16 protein-coding genes are annotated in these 21,289 nt (G+C 68.8%); 9 read left to right on the top strand and 7 right to left on the bottom strand.

Annotation, left to right across the window (positions count from 1 at the left end; translation table 11 throughout):
- The first annotated feature begins 22 nt into the window (after positions 1 to 22).
- From ACZ6YG_RS26685 to ACZ6YG_RS26675, 3 genes are all read left to right on the top strand, one after another.
- On the top strand, positions 23 to 628 hold the full coding sequence (locus tag ACZ6YG_RS26685; protein ID WP_148035494.1) for a VOC family protein: 606 nt from the start codon (positions 23 to 25) through the stop codon (positions 626 to 628).
- A gap of 120 nt (positions 629 to 748) precedes the next feature.
- Positions 749 to 3,001, top strand: a complete 2,253-nt coding sequence (locus tag ACZ6YG_RS26680) for a catalase (protein WP_466019492.1) — start codon at positions 749 to 751, stop codon at positions 2,999 to 3,001.
- Between the two features lie 947 nt (positions 3,002 to 3,948).
- The gene (locus tag ACZ6YG_RS26675) at positions 3,949 to 4,323 is read left to right on the top strand and encodes a hypothetical protein (RefSeq protein WP_466019491.1); all 375 of its coding nucleotides are present in this window, start codon (positions 3,949 to 3,951) and stop codon (positions 4,321 to 4,323) included.
- Between the two features lie 92 nt (positions 4,324 to 4,415).
- Here ACZ6YG_RS26675 and ACZ6YG_RS26670 read toward each other — a convergent pair whose 3' ends face one another.
- The 6 genes from ACZ6YG_RS26670 to ACZ6YG_RS26645 all read right to left on the bottom strand — a co-directional run bounded on the left by ACZ6YG_RS26670 (position 4,416) and on the right by ACZ6YG_RS26645 (position 10,201).
- Entirely contained in the window at positions 4,416 to 4,676 is a 261-nt protein-coding gene (locus ACZ6YG_RS26670; RefSeq protein WP_148035497.1) for a ribbon-helix-helix domain-containing protein, read from the bottom strand.
- A gap of 698 nt (positions 4,677 to 5,374) precedes the next feature.
- On the bottom strand, positions 5,375 to 5,833 hold the full coding sequence (locus ACZ6YG_RS26665; protein ID WP_466019490.1) for an ATP-binding protein: 459 nt from the start codon (positions 5,831 to 5,833) through the stop codon (positions 5,375 to 5,377).
- Between the two features lie 106 nt (positions 5,834 to 5,939).
- The gene (locus ACZ6YG_RS26660) at positions 5,940 to 7,070 is read right to left on the bottom strand and encodes a monooxygenase (RefSeq protein ID WP_466019489.1); all 1,131 of its coding nucleotides are present in this window, start codon (positions 7,068 to 7,070) and stop codon (positions 5,940 to 5,942) included.
- A 49-nt stretch (positions 7,071 to 7,119) separates the two neighbouring features.
- Positions 7,120 to 7,953: a carbohydrate ABC transporter permease gene (locus tag ACZ6YG_RS26655; protein WP_397196138.1), complete on the bottom strand. Its 834-nt coding sequence runs from the start codon at positions 7,951 to 7,953 to the stop codon at positions 7,120 to 7,122.
- Positions 7,950 to 8,870, bottom strand: a complete 921-nt coding sequence (locus ACZ6YG_RS26650) for a carbohydrate ABC transporter permease (protein WP_219543052.1) — start codon at positions 8,868 to 8,870, stop codon at positions 7,950 to 7,952. Before ACZ6YG_RS26650 ends, ACZ6YG_RS26655 begins: the two co-directional genes overlap by 4 nt.
- A complete protein-coding gene (locus ACZ6YG_RS26645) occupies positions 8,870 to 10,201 on the bottom strand; it encodes an extracellular solute-binding protein (protein WP_466019488.1) in 1,332 nt (443 codons plus the stop codon). The genes ACZ6YG_RS26650 and ACZ6YG_RS26645 overlap by 1 nt, the downstream gene beginning before the upstream one ends.
- A 209-nt stretch (positions 10,202 to 10,410) precedes the next feature.
- On the opposite strand from ACZ6YG_RS26645, the gene arfA reads away from it, so the two are divergent.
- The 4 genes from arfA to ACZ6YG_RS26625 all read left to right on the top strand — a co-directional run bounded on the left by arfA (position 10,411) and on the right by ACZ6YG_RS26625 (position 15,458).
- Positions 10,411 to 11,901: an arabinosylfuranosidase ArfA gene (arfA, locus tag ACZ6YG_RS26640; RefSeq protein WP_466019487.1), complete on the top strand. Its 1,491-nt coding sequence runs from the start codon at positions 10,411 to 10,413 to the stop codon at positions 11,899 to 11,901.
- Positions 11,902 to 12,035: 134 nt separating this feature from the next.
- The gene (locus tag ACZ6YG_RS26635) at positions 12,036 to 12,863 is read left to right on the top strand and encodes a hypothetical protein (RefSeq protein ID WP_261808948.1); all 828 of its coding nucleotides are present in this window, start codon (positions 12,036 to 12,038) and stop codon (positions 12,861 to 12,863) included.
- Entirely contained in the window at positions 12,860 to 15,073 is a 2,214-nt protein-coding gene (locus ACZ6YG_RS26630) for a type I restriction-modification system subunit M/S (protein ID WP_466019486.1), read from the top strand. The genes ACZ6YG_RS26635 and ACZ6YG_RS26630 overlap by 4 nt, the downstream gene beginning before the upstream one ends.
- Positions 15,074 to 15,224: 151 nt before the next feature.
- Positions 15,225 to 15,458, top strand: a complete 234-nt coding sequence (locus tag ACZ6YG_RS26625) for an alpha-L-arabinofuranosidase C-terminal domain-containing protein (RefSeq protein ID WP_364229784.1) — start codon at positions 15,225 to 15,227, stop codon at positions 15,456 to 15,458.
- Here ACZ6YG_RS26625 and ACZ6YG_RS26620 read toward each other — a convergent pair.
- The gene (locus ACZ6YG_RS26620; RefSeq protein ID WP_466019485.1) at positions 15,442 to 18,462 is read right to left on the bottom strand and encodes an AfsR/SARP family transcriptional regulator; all 3,021 of its coding nucleotides are present in this window, start codon (positions 18,460 to 18,462) and stop codon (positions 15,442 to 15,444) included. The genes ACZ6YG_RS26625 and ACZ6YG_RS26620 overlap by 17 nt on opposite strands.
- Positions 18,463 to 18,956: 494 nt before the next feature.
- On the opposite strand from ACZ6YG_RS26620, the gene ACZ6YG_RS26615 reads away from it, so the two are divergent.
- Entirely contained in the window at positions 18,957 to 20,057 is a 1,101-nt protein-coding gene (locus ACZ6YG_RS26615) for a TOMM precursor leader peptide-binding protein (RefSeq protein WP_466019484.1), read from the top strand.
- A complete protein-coding gene (locus ACZ6YG_RS26610; protein ID WP_466019483.1) occupies positions 20,054 to 21,289 on the top strand; it encodes a hypothetical protein in 1,236 nt (411 codons plus the stop codon). Before ACZ6YG_RS26615 ends, ACZ6YG_RS26610 begins: the two co-directional genes overlap by 4 nt.

Raw genomic sequence — 21,289 nt, 5'->3', positions numbered from 1 at the left:
TTGAAAGGCGTACTGTTGGGCCATGGCTGCAACCCCGGAAACGGTGCACTGGCGTGGCGTCCACCACCTCGCCCTCATCACCGCGGACATGGACGCCACCGTCAGGTTCTGGCACGGCGTCCTGGACGCGCGACTGGTCGCCACCCTGGCCGTGCCCGCGTTCAAGCACTACTTCTTCGAGGTCGGCGTCGGCAGCACCATCGCCTTCTTCGAGTACGCCGACCAGGAGCTCGACAGCTTCGCCAAACCGGCCGGCGTCCCGTACGCGAAGGCCGCCCAGTTCGACCACCTCTCCCTGCACCTGCCCGACGAGGACGCGCTGGTACGGATGCGCGACCGGCTCAAGGAGCACGGCTGCGAGGTCACCGACGTCATCGACCACGGCTTCCTGCGCTCGATCTACTTCAGCGACCCCAACGGCATCGCCCTGGAGGCCTCCTGGTGGGCGCTCGACGCGACCGGCAGGCCGGTGGACTACACCGACGAGCGGCTGTTCGCCGACCCCGACCCGGTGCCCGCCGCCCGCGAGCTCCGCGACACCGGCAGGCTGACGCACACGGTCAGCACCCGGCTGGTGGACGGCGTCATCGAGGACCTGCGACGGGAGGGCATCACCCTGGAACGTTGAGGCCCAACACCTGACCGGATTCGCCTGTAAGCACCGTAAACTCCGCGTGGCGACCTCCGGCGTGGGGAAGTCTGCGTACGCCCGGCACCCGGCGACGCAGCCTCACGCCAAGGAGAGACCATGGAGCACCCGATCAAGTCGACCGTGGAGAAGGTCGTCGACGCGGTGACCGGCGGCGGGCCCGCCGAGATCCCCGGCGTCCCCAACAGCGAGCCGCCGTCGCTGGAGGAGCCCACGGAGCCTCGGGAGCCGCTGGCGCCCAAGCCGGACCAGAGCGGGCCGGACACCTTCTCCCCCACCGGCCAGCCCACCGGCGTTCCGCAGGACAAGGTTGCTCAAGGCGGGGCATACCTGACGACCGCCCAGGGGCTCCGGCTGCCCGACACCGACCACTCGCTCAAGGCGGGCCCGCGCGGCCCGGTCCTGCTGCAGGACCACCACCTGCGCGAGAAGGTCATGCACTTCGACCACGAGCGCATCCCCGAGCGCGTCGTGCACGCGCGCGGCGCCGGGGCGCACGGCGTCTTCCGGGGCTACGGCGCCGCCTCGAACGTCACCAAGGCCGCCTTCCTCGCCAAGGACGTCGAGACGCCGGTCTTCGTGCGCTTCTCCACCGTGATCGGCTCACGCGGCTCGGCGGACACCGTACGCGACACGCGTGGCTTCGCGACCAAGTTCTACACCTCCGAGGGCGTGTTCGACCTGGTCGGCAACAACTGCCCGATCTTCTTCATCCAGGACGCGATCAAGTTCCCCGACGTCATCCACGCCGCCAAGTGGCATCCGGACCGGGAGATCCCGCAGGCGCAGACCGCTCATGACACGTTCTGGGACTTCGTCGGCCTGCACACCGAGGGCACCTTCCACACGATCTGGAACATGTCGGACCGCGGCATCCCGCGCTCCTACCGGATGATGGAGGGCTTCGGCGTGCACACCTTCCGCCTGGTGAACGCGGAGGGTGCGACCACGCTGGTCAAGTTCCACTGGAAGCCCAAGCTCGGCGTGCACTCCCTGGTCTGGGAGGAGGCGCAGCTGCTCAACGGCGTGGACCCGGACTTCCACCGGCGCGACCTCTTCGACGCGATCGAGGCGGGCGCCTATCCGGAGTGGGAGCTGGGCATCCAGGTCTTCCCCGACACGCCGGAGCAGATGTTCGAAGGCATCGACCTGCTCGACTCGACGAAGATCGTCCCTGAGGAGCTGGCCCCGGTCCAGCCGATCGGCCTGCTCACCCTCAACCGCAACACGTCCAACTTCTTCGCCGAGACCGAACAGGTCGCCTTCCACGTCGGCCACCTGGTGCCCGGCATCGACGTCACCGACGACCCGCTGCTGGCCGGGCGGTTGTTCTCGTACCTCGACACGCAGATCACCCGGCTGGCCGGGCCCAACTTCCCGCAGATCCCGATCAACCGGCCGCACGCCCCGGTCAACGACATGCTGCGGGACGGCTTCCACCAGGCGGCCGTGCACCGGGGCGTCGCCCCGTACCGGCCGAACTCGCTCGACGGCGGCTGCCCCTTCACGGCGGGCGCGGCCGAGGGAGGGTACGTCGAGGTGCCCACGCAGGTGTCCGGGCGGAAGGTGCGCGAGGCGCCCGCGTCGTACGCCGACCACTTCAGCCAGGCGCGGCTGTTCTGGCTGAGCCTGACGCCGGTCGAGCGCGAGCACACCATCGCGGCCTACACCTTCGAGCTGGCCAAGTGCTACGAGCAGGCGATCAAGGAGAGGTACCTGCGGGTGCTCGCGAACATCGACCCGGTCCTGTGCGAACAGGTCGCCGAGGGGCTCGGGCTGCCCGCGCCGGCTGGTTCCGAGCCGCTGGCGGACCCGCGGCCCAGCCCGGCGCTGTCCCAGGTCGGGCGGACCTGGCCGGCCGACGGCCGGATCATCGGCATCGTCGCAGGCGACGACGACGCGGCGGCGGTCGGCGACCTGCGCCAGGCGGTGCTCGACGGCGGCATGGTGCCGCTGATCATCGCGCCGACGGGCGGCATGCTCGGCGGGACGCTGCCGGTGCAGCGCACCTTCGTCACCGCGCGCTCCGTCGAGTTCGACGCGCTGCTGGTGGCGAGCGCTCCCGCACCCGGCAAGGACGCGTACGGGGCCCGCGACGCGAAGGCGGGCGGCGGTTCGGACGCGGCGGTCGACCCGCGCGTGCTGCTGCTGATCACCGAGGCCTACCGGCACGCCAAGCCGATCGGCGGCTGGGGCACGGCCTCCCAGGTCTTCACCCAGGCGGGCATTCCCACGCAGGCCCCGGGCGTGCTCCTCGGCGACGACGGCACGACGGTCCTGCGGGAGACACTCCAGCTCCTGGCGGCGCACCGGGTCTGGGACCGCTTCCCCGCCGCGGCCGCCCTGACCTGATCAGCTAGCGCCGCTTGCCGGCCCGCTTGACCAGCACGACGACCAGCCCGGCCACGGCAGCCGGGATCAGCAGGAAGATGAAGACGAGCATCAGCAGTTCCGGCAGACCCACGTTCACAGCGGTTTCTCCCCTCGAAGCCGGGGTGAGCGTCCCACGGCGAACCTGCCCGCCACAAGGCGGGCAGGTCACCGGCCCTGGATCCGGAAGAGCAGGTTCGGCCGGCCCGCTGCTCCGGCGCCGGCAGAGGACTACCTCATGTCCAGTGTTTGGATCGTTCCTCCGGGATGGATCAGCGCGATTCTGTTTCCCTGCGCGACCTGATCGGTCAAGAACTCCCACATCGTCACAGCGCGACCGATTCCGTCGGTCAGGGACACTCTGTTGGCTTCAGCGAGCCGCTGCAGGGTCCGCATGGTCTCCCGCTCCACGTTCACCGTGAGGCGCACGAATGAGGGAGGCGCGTGAGAGGCGTTCTGGCCGGCGCCTGCGGCCCGGCCGTCGGTACACCGCGGATCAGACATAAGCAGGCTCTTCCCATCGTCGGTGGACGTGCGAGAGCCACTGCCATACGGATGCGGTGAAAGGGGCGGGCGTAACCAGACCCCTCCTAACCCTCGCGTCGAGCTGTGATTGATGTTCATGCCCCTTCCCTCCCCATTCTCCCGAGGTGGACCCACCTCTCCTGCACCACCACCCCAAGCTGATGGGGACCCCCTGATATCAACCTAGGATCCACATCCACGCCCCATTATGGGCCAGCTCCCCAGGAATGCAAGGCCCGGTACGGCATTCATCCATACCCGCGCTACATTCACTATGGTCGAGATGTTGATCCGATACACATCAAAGGCGTAGATTCGACACATCGATGTAACATCGGTGCATGGGTGTCCGGGGGCGAGAGGCGGACGACGGAGTCCGCCTCGGGAGACAGTAGGAGGCGAAAGTGCCCGAGTCGCACGACCCGCAGGGCGCGGGCGAAGACGTCTGCCCGCGCTGTCACGGCACCGGCATAGCTGACGACGTGGCCGACGCTCCCGAGCCGGAAGAGGTGATCGTCGACCGGACCCTGCCGAGCGAGGAGGGGAAGGACGCCCTGCGACTGGCGATGCGTGAGAAGAGCGCGATCCGGAACCGTAAGTGGATCATGACTATTCTTCTGGTCCTCTTCACGCTTTCGATGGTCGCGAGCCCGGTCGCCGCCGCGCTCCTGCCGGAGCCGAAGGAAACGATCGAAGAGGTCAACAAGGCGAGGGAGCTGATCGCGCCCATCGTCTCGCTCATCGTGGGCTATTACTTCGGGACGCAGAGCAGAGAGTAATTCAGCCCATGTGCTCACTATCCTCCGCAGCCGTGGAGGATAGTGAGCTCGCAGTAAGTCTCAGCATTCAGGGCTCCCGGGTGAGAAACCCGTCAAAGCACCAGCACTTTCCGCACGTCTCCGTTGGGCTCGATGACCGCCAGCTCGTTACCCTTCTCGGTCTGCTCCTCGACAAACTGCCAAACCTTGATCGCACGCCGGACACCATCGGTGATGGACAGGCCCTTGGCCTCGATCAGCCTCCTCAGGATGTCCATCGTCTCCGTGCTCAGGTTTATGGACAGACGCACGAACCCCTTTTTCGCCTCTTTGGGTTTCACCTCTGCGAGCTCCTGCTCACGATCTTGCGCCACTCGCCATACCTCCAGCCTGCTCCAGTAAGGGCCTTCCAGGAAGATTTTGACTACAACCTGTCATGTACCCGCTACCACACGATGCATGTTATCGATCCACATGAAATCCACATGATGAACCGCCCGACCACGCCCTCTGATTCGGACGAAGACAGTCATATATTACACACTTTTTGTGGCTTTTGTCGGAGTTTACGCTGCTAGAAGTGAGGAAGATTCAGTATGCCCAGCACTCGAACCATAGTCGAGCGTCTGATCCAGTTCATCACCACCTACGTACGGTTGCTGTAACATTCACTCAACCGTCGACGGCTTTCATCCAGCCTGAGCGGGGGCGAGAACACACCATCGCCGTGCACGATGCGCACGTGCGGGGCCTGGGGAGGGCTCGCTTCATAGGTGGGGGCCTACTGCAGGTAGGTCATGGATCCTGGCTGGAGGAGGTTGGATGACCCAAGCCCAGGGCTCTCCCAGGGACAAGTCAGACAGGTGTCCCGCGTGCGACGGCACGGGAAGCGCCGGCGACAAACCGGCCGACCCCCGGCCTGACAGCGTGGTCGTGGACCACGCTCTGCCGAGTGCGAGGGATGACGCGTTCAGGCTCGGCGAAGTGTTCGACAGGCGAGAGTAGAACGTTCCAAGCCGCAGGGCCCCTGCACCTACCCCCACCGGGGACCCTGCGGCCGTGGAGTATGCCGCTAGATGCGGAAGCCGCCGCCGTCGGTTTCCGGAGTGCGGGGCAGGGCGAACCAGGTGGCCTTGCCGAGCCGGTCGGGCCAGGTGAGGTAGCGCTGCGGGTGGCAGCCGTAGAAGCCCTCCGACAGGATGGCCACGATGTGCAGCCCTCGGCCGCGCTCGTCGCCGCTGCCGGGGGTGCGCGGCGCGGGCAGCGGCGGGCCGCTGTCGACCACCCCGCAGACGATCTCCCTGCGATCGGCGCTCACCGCCATCTCGTACGGCGGATCGCCGTACAGCAGCGCGTTGGTGACGATCTCGCTCATCATCAGCACCGCGTCGTCGACCAGCTCGGGGTCCACGCCGAGCCCTTCCAGCGCCTTCCGGGCGGTGGCGCGGGCCGTGGCCACCGCCTGGGCGTCGCCGGGCAGCGGCCACGCGTCCTGCGAGCGGCTGTGCGGAGCTGGGCGCAGCGTGGTCATGACGGGCCTTTCCCGAGGACGCCGTTTTCAGACTGTACGAAGACAGGAGCACGGCAGGTTGAGTCCCGGGGTGTCGCCTGGGCGTGACATCTTCGTCACGCATGGGTCAGGTGGCCGAGGCGACGGCGATCCCGAGGCACATCTCGTCGGCGGTGCCGTCGCCCCACACCACGTAGCGCGGGTCGAGCTCCCGGAGCTGCGGGATCTTGGCGCGGAGCCCGGCGTCGTGGGTGCAGGTCACCCGGACCACGTCGCCCCGCCCGACCGCGACGGGCTCGGGCAGCGGCCGGAACGCCTGGTCGTCGAAGTCGTACGCGGGCACGTCGAGCAGGGTCCGCGCCTCCGGCGTGCCGGGGTTGACCTCCACCTTGATGGCGCGGCCCAGCAGGTGCATGTGACCGGCCATGGCGTGGATCCTGGCCGGCCGTTCCACCGGCAGGTCGCAGTGCTGGGTCGGACCCGGCTCCGGCCGGCCGCACCGCTGCGCCAGGGCGTCGACCTGGTCGAGCGACTTCTCGCCGAACCTGCGGCCGAGGTCTTGCACCGCGGCGGCGCGGTCGCAGAGCGGCCCGGACTCCTCGGGCGTGCAGGGCAGCTCGATCGGGGCGGAGAAGAGGACGGTGTCGAACGGCTGGAGCGTCCGGTCGGTCACCCGCAGCCGGATCCCGGACCGGTCGGTGCCAGGCCGCCCTTCCACGCCGAGCGTGTTGTAGTGGACCTGCATGACGAGCCGGCTGCCCGGCGGCATCGCGTAGCCGTGCGACGGGTCGAGCAGCACCTCGTCGGTGCCGGGCGCCCAGTGGGCCACCCACGCGGCGGCGACCCCGCCGTCGCCGAAGCAGGTGTAGCCCTGGCCGGGCGCGCTCTCGTCGAGCCGCTCGGCCTCCGCGACGTGCTCGGGGCCGACCCTGAAGAAGATCGCGTGGTGGACCAGCTCGGTGTTCTGCGGCAGGAACTGGGCGCCGGTCAGGAACACCTGCTCCTCCAGCCCCGGGTCGATGAGGAAGCACCGGTAGTCGTCGGTGCCGCCGTTCGGCGGCGCCGGGGTGTACAGCTCGGGCATGCCCAGGGTCATGAACCGCTCGCCGTCGCGCAGCGGCGAGGGCTCGGGGTCGTGCGCGCCGTGCCCCGCGTGGCCCGTGCCGGGCTCGTACGGGCTCGTCGTGGCCGTCGCGCCGCAGGCGGCCAGCAGCACGGCCGCGGCCAGGGCGGACGCCGTGCGGGTCAGTCGCGTCATGCTTCCACCCTGGCCCATGGGGCCGCGCCGGGCACCCCCTAAAGAGGAGCTACTGACCCCCCAGCCCGGTGTGCGCGACGCCGCGTACGATCTGCCGCTGGAACAGCACGAACACCACCATCAGCGGCAGTCCGGCGAGCACCACCGAGGCCATGATCTGCGCGTACCGGAGGCCGAAGGTGCCCTGCACCACGTTGGCCAGGCCGACCGGCAGGGTCATCGTGTTCGGGTCGGTGGACACCAGGAACGGCCAGAGGAAGTTGTTCCACGTGGTGATGAACGTGAAGATCGACACCGCGGCCAGCACCGGCCGCGAGAGCGGCAGCACGATCGTGAAGAACACCCGCCAGCGGCCGGCCCCGTCCACGAACGCGGCCTGCTCCAGCTCCGGCGGCACGTCCTGGAAGAACTTGTACAGGATGAAGACGATCAGCGGCGCCGCCACCTGCGGCAGGATGATCGCCCACCAGGTGTCGACCAGCCCGAGCGACACCATCTCGGCGAACAGCGGCGCGATGAGCACCTGCGGCGGCACCATGATCCCGGCCAGGATCAGCCCCAGCAGCGCCCGCTGCCCCTTGAACTGGGTGCGCGCGAACCCGTACGCGGCCATCGCCGAGAAGAGGACGGTCAGGAACGTGACGATCACCGCGGTCACCGTGGAGTTGACGGCCCACGTGATGATGCCGCCGGTGCCCAGCACGAGTTCGTAGGCGTCGAGCGTGACGGTGCTGCCGAACCATTCCAGCGGCAGCTTGGTGGTCTCGTCCTCGGGCTTGAGCGAGGTGGCCACCGCCCAGGCGATCGGGGCGATCCAGATGACGGCCAGCACCGAGGCGACCACCAGCAGGACGAGCTGGCTCACGCTGAACCGCTTGGTCATGAGGAGACCTCCGCGCGCTTGCGGAACAGCCGGAGCTGCGCCAGGGAGACGATGACGATCAGGACGAAGAGGATGTAGGAGACGGCTGACGCGTAGCCGATGCGGTAGCCGGTGAAGCCGACGTCGTAGGCGTACTCGATGATCGGCCGGGTGGCGTCCTCGGGCCCGCCGCCGGTCATGAGGTAGATCTGGTCGAACACCTTGAGCGAGGCCAGCAGCTGCAGCACGACGATCAGCGCCGTCGTACGGCCGAGCATCGGCAGCGTGATGGACCTGAGCTTGTCCCAGGCGGACGCCCCGTCGATGGCGGCGGCCTCGTACAGGTGCTGCGGGATCGACTGCAGGGCGGCCAGGTAGAGCAGGAAGTTGAAGCCGACCGTCCACCAGACGGTGGTGAGCACCACCGACCACATGGCCGTGCCGGGGTCGCCGAGCCACAGGACGTCGGTGCCGAGCGTGCCGTTGAGCAGGCCGTACTCGGGCGGGTAGATCATCTGCAGCCACAGGATCGACACCACGGCCGAGGGCAGCAGGAAGGGGCCGAAGAACGACAGCCGCCACAGCCACTGCACGAACCGCAGGTTGTGCACCAGCAGGGCCAGGCCCAGGCCGAGGAGCACCAGCGGGACCGTGCTGAGCACGGTGAAGACGAGCGTGTTCCACAGCGAGCGCCACATGCGCGGGTCGCCGAACGCCTCGGCGTAGTTGGAGAAGCCGACGAAGCGGTCGTTGCTGCCGGCGATGTTGACGTCGGTGAAGCTCATGCGCAGGCCGAGCAGCGTCGGCCAGACGAGGAAGGCGACGTAGACCAGCAGGAAGGGCGCGACGAACAGCAGCCCGTGCTGCGTCCAGCTCCGCTTGACCTGGGCCTTGGCGGCGGGGGCTGTGGTGGCGGGGGCGGCGACGGTGGTCGTCATCATCGCTCCTCGGCGGGGAAGGGGTTCGGGGCGGACATCAGCCGGCCCAGCGCCGCCTTGGCGTTGGCCAGCCCCTCTTCCGGCGTGCGTTCACCGCTGATGACCGGGGAGAACGCGCCGCCGAACTCGATCCACAGCCGGGAGGCCGAGCCGGTGTACCAGACCTGGGGGTCGAGGGCGACGTCGGTGATGACGGAGCGGTACTCCGACTGCGGCTGGAGCGCCAGGTAGTCGGGCTCCTGGAGTGCGGGCAGGTAGGAGGGCACGTGGCCGGCCACCGCCCAGTCGGCGCTGTTCTTCACCAGGTAGGCGATGAACTGGTAGGTCGCCCGTTCCACCTCGGGGTCGCGGTCGCGCTGGTGCGGCAGCACGAACACGTGGCAGTCGGCCTGGGCGGCGCCGCTGCCGAACACGCTGGGGAAGCGCGTCATGCTGAACGGCGTCTTGCGCTCCTTCAGGCCGGTGACCTCCCAGTCGCCGTTCCACAGGAACGCGGCCTCGCTGTTGGTGAACTTGGCCACCGAGGCGCCGTAGTCGGTGGTCGGGTCACACAGCCCTTCCTCGCCGAGCCGGCGCATGAACCGCAGTGCTTCCAGCGCCTTCTGGTCGTCGATGGTGACCTGGCCGCCGTCCTCCGAGAGCAGGGTGCCGCCGCTCTGCGGGTAGAGCGAGTACCACACCCGCCAGGGGCCGACGGTGCCGAGGCCGAGCGCGTCGAAGACCAGCGGCGGCTTGCCGCCGAGCACCTCCTTGGCCTTGCGGAGCTGCTCCAGGAGCTGGTCGGCGCCGGTGGTGGGTCGCAGCTTGCCGTCGGCGCCGAGCAGGCCGGCCCGCCCGCAGAGGTCGGTGTTGTAGTACTGCACCATCGGGTGCGCGTCGAACGGCACCGCGTACAGCGTGCCCTGGTAGTGGGCGCGTTCCCAGATGGGCGGGCTGAAGTCGGCCGCCCGGAGGCCGACCTCGGTCAGCAGGTCCACGTTGATGGGGTCGAGGATCTCGCCCGCGCCGATGCCGGCGAGCCTGGCCAGGTGGAAGGTCGCGACGTCGGGCGACCGGCCGCCGGCGCCCGCCATGGCGATCTTCGTGTAGTACGGCTCGCCCCAGGCGAGCACGTTCTCCTCGACGAAGACGCCGGGGTTGTCCCGGGCGAACGCGCCGACCATCTGGTTCATGATGATGCCGTCGCTCGCGCCGAGGAAGTGCCAGTACTTCACGCGGGTCTGGGACGAACCGAGTCCCACGGGGATGGCGCAGCCGGAGGCGGCGGCGCCGAGGAGGGCAAGGCTTCCGCCGAGCAGGTGCCGGCGGGTGATGGCTGGGGGGTCTTGCACAGTGGCCTCTTCCTTCGCCGAGGAATGTTCTCGCTAACACCAAGGGGCACTGGGGTGGCTATGGGTCATGTTTCGGCGGGGTTACCCGAGTGTTAGCGGTAACAAGCACGCTGTCAAGGTTTGTGCGGCAAGCGCTTGCCACGCCCTTGACCTCGCGGGTTGATAACGCTAACAATCTCTGGAGCACCACCAACCGCGAGGAGCCCCCCGTGCACGACGCCCGCCTCACGATCGATCCCGCGTTCCGGGTGGCGCCGGTGCGGCGCCGGACCTTCGGCACCTTCGTCGAACACCTGGGCCGGTGCGTCTACACCGGCGTCTACGAGCCGGACCACCCGGGCGCCGACGAGGACGGCTTCCGCCGCGACGTCCTCGACCTCACCCGCGAGCTGGGCGTCAGCACCGTCCGCTACCCCGGCGGCAACTTCGTCTCCGGCTACCGCTGGGAGGACGGCATCGGCCCCAAGGAGAGCCGCCCCCGCCGGCTCGACCTGGCCTGGCACAGCACCGAGACGAACGAGGTCGGGGTCGACGAGTTCGTGCGCTGGTGCCGCAAGGCGGGGGTCGAGCCGATGATGGCGGTCAACCTCGGCACCCGCGGCATCGCCGAGGCGCTCGACCTGCTGGAATACTGCAACCACCCGTCCGGCACCGCGCTGTCCGACCTGCGCGCCGCCAATGGCGCCAAGGAGCCGCACGACATCCGGATGTGGTGCCTCGGCAACGAGATGGACGGCCCCTGGCAGACCGGCCACAAGACCGCCCGCGAGTACGGCCGGCTGGCCGCCGAGACCGCCAGGGCCATGCGCATGGTCGACCCCGGCCTGAAGCTGGTCGCGTGCGGCAGCTCCGGCTCGACCATGCCGACGTTCGGCGCGTGGGAGTCGACCGTGCTGGAGGAGACGTACGACGTCGTCGACTTCATCTCGTGCCACGCCTACTACGAGGAGAAGGACGGCGACCTCGGCAGCTTCCTGGCCTGCTCGACCGACATGGAGTACTTCATCCGTTCGGTCGTCGCCACCGCCGACTCCGTGGGGGCCCGGCTCAAGTCGCGCAAGCGGATCGACATCTCGTTCGACGAGTGGAACGTCTGGTACCTGTCGCGCTTCCAGGCGGCCGAGCCGCCGCGGGACTGGCCGGTGGCGCCGCCGCTGCTGGAGGACCACTACCACCTGGCGGACGCGGTGGCCTTCGGCGGGCTGCTCATCACCCTGCTGCGCAACAGCGACCGGGTGACGGCCGCCTCGCTGGCCCAGCTCGTCAACGTGATCGCGCCGATCATGACCGAGCCGGGCGGGCGGGCCTGGCGGCAGACCACCTTCCACCCGTTCGCCCAGGCCAGCCGGCACGCGGCCGGCGACGTGCTGCGGGTCGAGCCGGTCTCTCCCCTGTACGAGACCGCCCAGTACGGGGAGGTGCCGCTGCTGCACGCGGTCGCCACCCACGCGGACGAGGGCGTCACGATCTTCGCCGTCAACCGGGCCACGGACGGGCCGCTCTCGCTGGAGATCGACGCCCGCGCCCTCGGCGGCGCGCGCATCACCTCCGCCACCACCCTCAACGGCCCGGACGTCTACGCCCGCAACACCGCCGACGACCCCGACCAGGTGGCCCCGCGCCCCAACGAGAACGTGGAACAGGACCCGATGCGCGTCCTCCTCCCCCCGGTGAGCTGGAACGTCATCCACCTGTCCTGAAGACCTTTCCAACCCGCACGTACGTGTGCACGCTGGTGGAGATGGGTGGCCTCCTCGATCTCCGCCAGCGGCGTATGCGATTGAGCTTCTCTCCAGGGTTAACAGTTTTTGTAGCGTCAATACACTTGTTTAAGATGGTCGCATGGCTGTACCCTGGTGGCACAGTGAAAGCCTTCCGAGGCGGGATTCATAACGGCTACTGGTCAGGAAAAGCCGTGCCCCGGGCGGCATGCAGAGCAGAGGCGGACCCGGGGCTTACGAAACTCAGCATACCCGAGGCGCCGCTGCACGTCAGCCATGACTTCGGAGGGGCCGCCTTGCATACCGAACTGCCCGGATGGGTTGAGCGGGTGATCTCCGTACCGCGCTTCGCCCCTTATCTCGGCGCGCTCTCGGGTGATCGTCTGATCGCATGGGACTTGTACCAGTGGAACGTCCAGGTCTCCGAAGCGTTCTACGGGCCGCTGCACTGCCTGGAGATCTGCCTGCGCAACGCCGAACACGACCGGCTGCGGACCCGGTTCGGGACGGACGAATGGTGGCGGGTGGCTCCTTTGCACGAGTCCGAGACGGCGAAGGTCGCCACGGCGAAGCAGAAGCTGGCCAGGAAGGGCGTCAGCTTGCCCTCCGCTGATGACGTGGTCACCGAGCTGTCGTTCGGCTTCTGGGTATCGCTCCTGAGCCGGAAATACGATCGGCACTTGTGGGTCCCGGCCTTGCACCGGGCGTTCCCGCGCTATTCGGGCAGGAGAGAGTCTCTACGTGACAGTCTGCAGACTATGGTCCTCCTGCGAAATCGCATCATGCATCATGAGCCGATCCATCACCGGCATCTGGCAGCGGACCATGCCAAGATTTACAAGTTGCTGGGCTACGTGGAGCCGCAGTTCGTCGGCTGGCTGCGAGCCTTTGACCGGGTGCCGGAGGTGCTGACCCGCCGACCCGTGGGGACGAGACCTTGACCTCTCCGCAGGGTTTCGTCTCCCGGGCCGAGATCGCGCGACTGGCTCAGGTGAAACGCCCTGCCGTGAGCAACTGGGAGCGCCGTCACAAGGAATATCCCCGGCCGCGACTCGTCGAAGGAGAGCAACTGTTCTTGGTCGAGGCCGTACTGGAGTGGCTCGACCAGCGCAGGATCCCGAGCAACGCGCTCCTGGCGGATGAGCGGCCAGGCGCGACCTTCGGCGAACGGTTTCGCAGGAATCTCGCGAGCCCTGCAGCACAGCTCCCGCAGGCCCGTCCTGCATTCAGGAGCGAACTCCCCACGACAGCCGACTTGTGGCGGACGCTGGAGCGGCTGAGAGGGACCTACGACATCGTCCGTTACCGCGATCTGGTGCTCAGCCTGATCTATACGCGAGCGCAGGATCGAGTTGAGTGGTCAGACGTCCTCGCAGGCAGCCGAGGTGACGCAACCGCACGGACGACCCCCATCGTCAGCAAGCTCAGAACTGGTGACACGGCCCTCAACGTGGACACGAACATCTCCGCGGAGCTCGTCGAGTTCGCCGACACCGCGGTTGGTGAACTGGGCGGCGCTGGAGCTTTTCGCGCTCTGCTGGATCGTTTCGCCATGTTGGAGCGCAAACGTGGCGGGGAGTTCTACACGCCTCCGTCCGTCGTCCGCGTTCTGGTGGACGTTCTCGCCGCCGAGGCGCCTGGGGAGATCTACGATCCATGCTGCGGCTCGGGGGAAATCCTGCTCACCGCGGCCCTTCAAACCCCGGGCCTCACCGTCCACGGCGACGCCCTCAATGCCGAGGCCCTGGTCCTGGCCAAGATGAACATGGCGCTGCACGGTGTCGACGCCAAGCTAGGCAGTCAGTCGATCGACGTCCTGAGCCGTCCCGGTCAAGCCTTGTCCAGCTATTCCTATATCGTCGCGAACCCTCCATTCGGCATACGCGACTGGTCGCGGGAAGATCCGGCGTTGAACAGGTCCTGGCTCTACGGACCGCCGCCTCGAGGCAACGCGGACTTCGCCTGGCTGCAGTTGGTGCTGGAGCGGCTAGAGCCAGGTGGGCGTGCCGCGGTCGTCATGCCGGCCGGAGCCGCCTTCCGTGGAGGACGCGAGCGCGTGATCCGGCAGGCCATGGTGGCGGACGGCTGCATCGAGTCAGTCATTGCACTGCCTCCGATGCTCTTCTACGGCACGGCGATCGGCGCCACTATCTGGGTCCTGCACCGCTCTACGCACCCCCGGCAGGAGCTTCTCTTGGTGGACGCCACAGGGCTGGGCCGGTTGTCACAACGTGCTCGGCGAGAGTTTTCTGAGGAGGACCACGAGGCGATTCGGGATGTTCTCGCCAACTGGCGTGCGGGTGTGGTTCCGGCTCGCGAGGCGTTGCCCACCGCCGTCGTGACGACTGAGGAACTGAGCAGCAGCGACTACGACCTCACGCCCGGCAAGTACGCCATCAGGAAGCCCGCCGCCAGTACGGACGACTGCCGTCAAGACATCGCAACGCTTCTCCGTGAGCTGGATCGTCTACAGGAACAGGCGGCGAGGGCCGACTTGGCGATGGAACAGGTGATCAGGCGAGCTCAGATCCTCGAATCCCCGTTCGGCGAGTTGCCGCCGGGCTGGCGCGAAGTGACCCTCGTCGACATCAGCGAGCTTACTTCGGGCCCCTTCACCCGTTTCACCCGCGCCTCGGACGACGGTTCTGTGGGCGTCGTCAAGCCACGCAACCTCGACGGCGGGCGTATCTCAGGAACCTTTGACCGAGTAGATGAGGACACTGCCGGCAAGCTGGCAAACTATCGGCTCGCGGAGGGTGACATCGTCTGCACGCGGACAGGAACGTTCGGTCGGCACGCCCTGGTGACCTCCGCGCACGAAGGGTGGATATGTGGAACAGGGCTGATCAGGATTCGTCCAAGAGAGGCAGTCGACCCGCAGTACCTGAGCGACTATCTGAGCTCCCCATGGGTGCTTGACTGGTTGACTCGCAATTCCGCCGGGAGCGTGCTTCCCAGCATCAACACTCGCGTTCTGGGAACCCTGCCTGTGGTGCTTCCTCCTGCGGAGGTGCAGGGGACGATAGGCCGTACCCTCCATGCCTTGAGCGACAAAATCACCGCGCATGAACAGATCGCACGGACTACGGTGGCGCTCCGGAACGCGCTGTTTCCTCTCCTGACCTCGGGGAGAGTCATCCCGCCCGAGTGATACGGCATCAGCTCGTGTCGAATGGCGGTCAGCGCCTCGACCGTCCCTGCTCTGTCTTCCCCAAGAAGGGGTGTCTCTCAGGGAGAGGGCTTCGAGAGAGGACGTATCAGCTTGAGATAGGTGCGGTGCTCTCTCGGACGAGGGCGTCACGATCTTCGCCGTCAACCGGGCCACGGACGGGCCGCTCTCGCTGGAGATCGACGCCCGCGCCCTCGGCGGCGCGCGCATCACCTCCGCCACCACCCTCACCGGCCCGGACGTCTACGCCCGCAACACCGCCGACGACCCCGACCAGGTGGCCCCGCGCCCCAACGAGAACGTGGAACAGGACCCGATGCGCGTCCTCCTCCCCCCGGTGAGCTGGAACGTCATCCACCTGTCCTGACGGTTTCGAGCAGCGTGGTGAGCTCCTTCACCTCGGTGTGGTTGTCGAGCTGCGCGAAGAGCCGCCGGGCCGCGCTCCAGGCCGTACGGGCCTGGTCCGGATCGGCGGTCGCGTGCAGGGCGCCGAGGAACTTCAGGGCCTGCGCCTCATGGAAGGGGCTGGCGAGCTCGCGCCAGATCTCCAGGGCGGCGACGGTGTGGGCGACGGCGAGGGCATGGTGGCCCTCGGCCGCTTCGAGCTCGCCGAGCGCGCCCAGCGACGTGGCCTCCTGGAATCGCGCCCTCCACCGGCGGGCCAGCCGGATGCTCCGGCCGAGCACGTCCCTGGCCCGCGGGTCGCGCAGCTTGACGTAGGTCATGCCGAGGTGCGGCAAGATGGTGATCTCGTCGCTCAGGCTCCGGAGCGAACGGGCCAGCGTCACGCCGCGCGTGAAGTGCGCCTCGGCCTCGACGAGGCTGCCCTCTTCCCGCCGTACGATCCCGAGCAGGCTGTGGATCCGGCACAGCTGCGACGGGAGGGGCACGTCCTCGGCCAGTCGCAGGCTGGCCTCCAGGTGGACGGTGGCCCGCTCGGGGTCTCCCAGGACCCGGTGGCCGTACCCGAGCTGCCACTCGGCCTCGACCTGACCCAGCACGTAGCCGGCGTCCCTCGCCTTCGCCAGCGCCGCGTCGAGGTAGGCCACGGCCTTTCCGGGCTCTCCCCGGACCAGGAACGCGGTGCCGGCGAGAATCCGGGCGTCGACCTCGCCGTGGACGTCGCCCAAGCTCTCGAAGAGCGCGACAGCGGACAGGGCGTGGTCCAGCGCCTCGTCCTCGGCGTGCCTGGGCCCCATGCGCAGGCACTCGGTGAGGTCGCGCAGCATGAAGGCGCGGCCGCGCGCGTCCCCGGCGCGCTCGCAGACCTCCAGCGCGATCCGGCCGGTCGACTCCCAGTCGTCGTAGTAGTCGTGCAGCTCGAAGAAGTTGACGGCCGCATCGGCGAGCTGCCAGCACAGGTCGTGCGCGCCGAGCGCGGCGGCCTGCGCCACCGCGGCCCGGAGCGCGCCTCTTTCGGCCTCGAACCAGGCGCAGGCATCGGAGATCTCGACGTGCGGCTCGTGCGGCGCGCCTTCGGCCGGGAGCGTCGGGAAGACTCTGCCGGGCAGCCCGGTGTCGGCCCGCCGGGCGAGGACCAGCCAGCCGCCGAGCGCGCGGGTCACGGCCGCGTGGATCTCGTGCGGGGCGGCCTCGGCGTCGGCGCGGTCGCGGGCGTGCAGGCGGATCAGGTCGTGGAAGCGGTAGCGGGACTGGCCTGCGGCGTCGGTGCCCGCGACGGTGAGGAGGTTGGCGCTCAGCAACTCGCCGAGGCGGCGCTCGGCCTCCTCCGGGGACGTGTCGAGCACGGCCGCGGCGACCCAGCCCGCGAAGTCGGGGGTGTGCAGCACGCTGAGCAGGTAGTAGAGGCGCCGGGCCGGGGGCGACAGTGCCGTGTAGCTCAGCCCGAGCGAGGCCCGTACGGTGAGGTCCCCGACCGCGAGCTCGTCGAGGCGGCGTCGCTCGTCGCGCAGGAGATCGGCGATGCGGGCGAGGGGCCAGTCGGGCCGGGACGCCAGGCGCGCCCCCGCGGCACGGACGGCGAGCGGCAGGTGGTCACAGAGCCGGACGATCTCGGTCGCCTCCCCGGGCGCGGACCGCACCTGTTCCGGCCCGGTGATCCGGGCCAGCAGCTCGATGGCCTGGGCGGGCCGGAAGACGTCCAGGCGCAGGTGCCGGACGCCGGCCAGGCCCACCAGCCGGGGACGGCCGGTGATCAGCACGCCGCAGGCGCCCGACCCCGGCAGCAGGGGGCTGACCTGCGATTCGTCGGCCACGTTGTCGATCACCACGAGCATCCGCTTGTCGGCCAGGAGCGACCGGTAGAGGGCCGTGCGGTCGCCGATCGACTCAGGGACGGCGGCTCCTTCGACGCCGAGGGCGCGCAGCATCGACTCCAGCGCGCGGGCCACGGCGGTGCGGTCGTCGGCGCCGGTGAAGCCGACGTAGAGCTGGCCGTCCGGGAACGCGCCGGCGAGCTGATGCGCCACGTGCAGGGCGAGCGTGGTCTTGCCGACCCCGCCCATGCCGGAGATCGCGCAGATCGTCGGCGCCTGGCGCCGGGCGGGGGACAGCGCGTCCCTGAGCGTCGCCACTTCGTCGTCCCGGCCGGTGAAGTCGGCGACCGTGGGCGGGAGCTGGCGAGGGACCACAGCGCCTCCGGTCGACGGCCACGCGCCCGACCTCGCGGGCAGGTCGATCCGCTCGTCGCCGCGGAGTATCGCCTCGTGCACGCGGCGCAGCACGGGGCTCGGTTCGAGGCCCAGCTCGTCCGCGAGCAGGTCGCGGACGGCGGCGTAGGCCTCCAGGGCCTCGGTCTGACGGCCGGACCGGTAGAGGGCGAGCATGAGGAGCGCGTGCAGGCTCTCCTGGTAGGGGTGGGCCTTCGCCACCTCGCGCAGCTCGGCCACCGCCTCCGCGTGCCGCCCGAGTGCCAGCTCGGTCTCCGCCCAGCGTTCGTGGACGGTGAGCCGGAGTTGTTCGAGGGACAGCGCCTCCTCCGCGATCGGCCCGGAGTCGAGGAATTCGGCGAACGCGGGCCCCCGCCACAGATCCAGGGCGCGCCGGAAACAGCGACCGGCGGATTCGTGATTTCCTCCGTCGAAAGCCGCCGACCCCTCCGCCGCGAGTTTCCGGAACTGCGCCGCGTCCACCTCGCCGTGGGTGACGAGCAGATATCCTTCCGGCTTTCTCAGCAGTCGCTCCGCGCCCAGTTGGACGCGGAGCTGATGCACGTACGACTGGAGATTGCTGCGCGCCGAGACCGGCGGCCGGTCACTCCACAGAACGGTGGACAGGAAATCGCTGGAGACCGGCTGGTCGGCCCTGGAGATGAGACCGGCGAGCAGTGTCCGTAATTTCCGGGCGTTGCCGAGAAAGTGGTGCCGGCCGTCCTGGATCACCTGGAGTGGGCCTAGGATCTCGAAACGCATCCAGTGTCGCTCCGCCCTGGACATTCATAGAGGAGATCGCCGGCAGTGATCCGCCGCTCGGTCATGCTCGCTGGGGGTGCGGCTCGACGGGTTGGCGTGCCGATTTTAGGTCGTCGCCGTGCCGGGCGCAAAGGGCTTTCCGGGCGTGTCCGGAAGGTCGTGATCTACCTGCCCGTTCGCGGGGAGACGGCCTGCTCGGTGGCCGCTCCGCCGCCGTCACGCACCCGCCACCGTCGGTGATGTAGAGCGGCCATGGCGGCGGTCCGTAGATTCTGGACATCCTCAGGGATCGAATTGACGGCGCGGAAATACACCGGGAGGTGGGCATGGAGACGCAGAAGAACGAGACCAAGAAGCTTGAGCTCAAGGTCCGCAAGCTCGAGAAGATCGAGACGACCAAGCTCCGTGAGGGCAGCGGCTGAGCCAGGACGACACGCCGGAGCCGATCGAGTGTCGATCGGCTCCGGCGTTCCATGCAACGAAAGAGTGCGCGCATGCGGAAACCTCGTGTCAAACGCGTTCATCTGCCGATGGTCCTCCCGGACGGCCGGATAAGAATCGGCCTCGGTCAGTACGGCGTGGCCGCCGAATTGCAGGACGACGCCGAAGGGAACATCGCGCGAATTCTCACCCTCATGGACGGCACCCGGGATATCGAGCAGATCTGCTCCGGCTTCCTGGCGAGCAGTCCGGAGGTGGACCGGGAGAACGTCCGCGAGATCGTCGAGGCGCTCATCGACGAGGGGTTCGTCGAGGATGCCGAGGCGGAGCCGCCCGGCAACCTCTCCGCACGGGAGCTGGAGAGGTACGCGCGCGCCAGCCACTTCTACTCCTGGATCGACACCGTCCCGCGGGAGTCCCCCTACACCGTCCAGTCGAAGATCAAGCAAGCCAAGGTGGGTCTGCTGGGCGTGGGCGGCACCGGGTCCGCCGTCGCGGCGGGCCTGGTGGCGAGCGGCGTCGGCGCCCTGCACGTGGCGGACTTCGACGAGGTCCAGGAATCCAACCTGACCCGGCAGCTCCTCTACACCGAGCAGGACATCGGCGAGTCCAAGGTCGAGCGGGCGGTCGCCCGGCTTCGGGCGCTGAACAGCCTGGTCACGGTGACGGGCAGCGACGTCAAGGCGACCGGGGCCGACGACATAGCCGCGTTGATGGCCGGCTGCGACGTGTTCGTGCTCTGCGCCGACGAGCCCCAGCCGGACATCATGCTCTGGACGAACGAGGCCGCACTGCTTACGGGAACGCCGTGGTTCGTCAGCTTCTACGCCGGGCCGATGGCGGTGGTCGGCTCCTTCCACCCGGGCGAGACGGGATGCTGGCTCTGCGCGCGCCGTGACGAGGACGCGAGGAAGGACGCCTCGGGGGAGCGACAGCTCTTCGCCGAGGGCCGTCCGCCGAACGCGGTGGTCGCCGCCAGCGCCAACATCAGCGGTCACCTGTGCGCGCTGGAGGTGCTGTACCACCTCGGCGGCCTGCACACCCAGGCGCGCGGACGGATCTTCCACTGGAACTTCGCGGTCTGGGACCACACCTACGCCGTGGACGTGGTGCGCCACGACGAGTGCCCCGCCTGTGACTCGGTGGGCGGATGACGGCGCCCGTCGCCATCGACTCGACCGGCACGCTCCTGCTGCGCCCGCTGAGCATCCAGGCGGACGACGACCCGGACAGCGTCATCGTCGGGCGGCCGGAGCTCGGCGAGTTCGTCAGCCTGCCCGCCCTCTACGGCAAGGCGATCGGGCTGCTGGGCGACGGCCTCCCGATCGGCGTGGTCCAGCGCCGGATCGAGGACGAGCACGACGTCGAGCTGGATGTCGTGCAGCTCGTGGAGGCACTCGTCGACCTCGGCTTCGTCGCCCGGCTGAACGGCGCGGACCTGCCGGACGCGGCCGACGAGGCTCCGCCGCCCCACCTGCCCTGGCTGACGGAGAGGCACGTGAGCTGGCTCTTCGGCCGTCCGATGGGGGTGCTGTGCGCGGTCGTGGTCGGCGCGGCGCTCGTCACCCTGTTCGGCCGGCCCGATCTGGTGCCGGTGTACCACGACTTCTTCTGGAGCGACTACATCGGGCTCACGACGCTGGTCAACACCGCGATGTTCTCGGTGGTGATCAGCCTGCACGAGCTGATGCACCTGGCGGCCGCGCGGTCGCTCGGCACTCCGGCGCGCATCGGGTTCGGCACCCGGCTGCACAACCTGGTCGTGCAGACGGACGTCACCGCGATCTGGTCGGTGCCGAGGCGCTCGCGTTACCGCGTCTACCTGGCCGGGACCTACTGCGACCTCTTCCTCCTGGCGATCCTGCTGCTCGTGCTCGCCCACGCGAACCCGCCGGAGGGGGTCGCGGCGCTCCTGCGGGCCCTCGCGCTGGTCACCATGCTGAGCGTGCCGATACAGGCGCACGTCTACATGCGGACCGACTTCTACTTCGTGCTCGCCGACCTCCTGCGCTGCCGCAACCTGTTCGGCGACGGGCTCGGCTATGCCCGCTACCTGCTCCGCCGGGCGGTCGCCGTCGTGAGGCGGGCGCGGCCCCCCGCCGACCCGAGCGCCGAGCTGTCCGCCCACGAACGGCGGGCGGTGCGGATCTACGCGGTGCTGCTCGTCCCCGCCGCGACGGTCGCCCTCGGCACGTTCGCGATCTACACCCTGCCGATCATCGTCAGCTCGCTGATCCAGGCGCTGGTCGCCGTCTGGGGTGGGCTGAACGGCGGCTCCGTGCTGCAGGGCGTCGACGGCGGCCTCTTCCTGCTCGTTGAGGGCGGCATCCAGACGCTGTTCCTGATCACCTTCGTCAAGTCGCACCCCCACTGGTTCCGCCGCTGA

It is taken from the genome of Nonomuraea sp. NPDC054003 (assembly GCF_055585125.1).
This window is presented reverse-complemented; position numbering and strand designations above follow the sequence as displayed.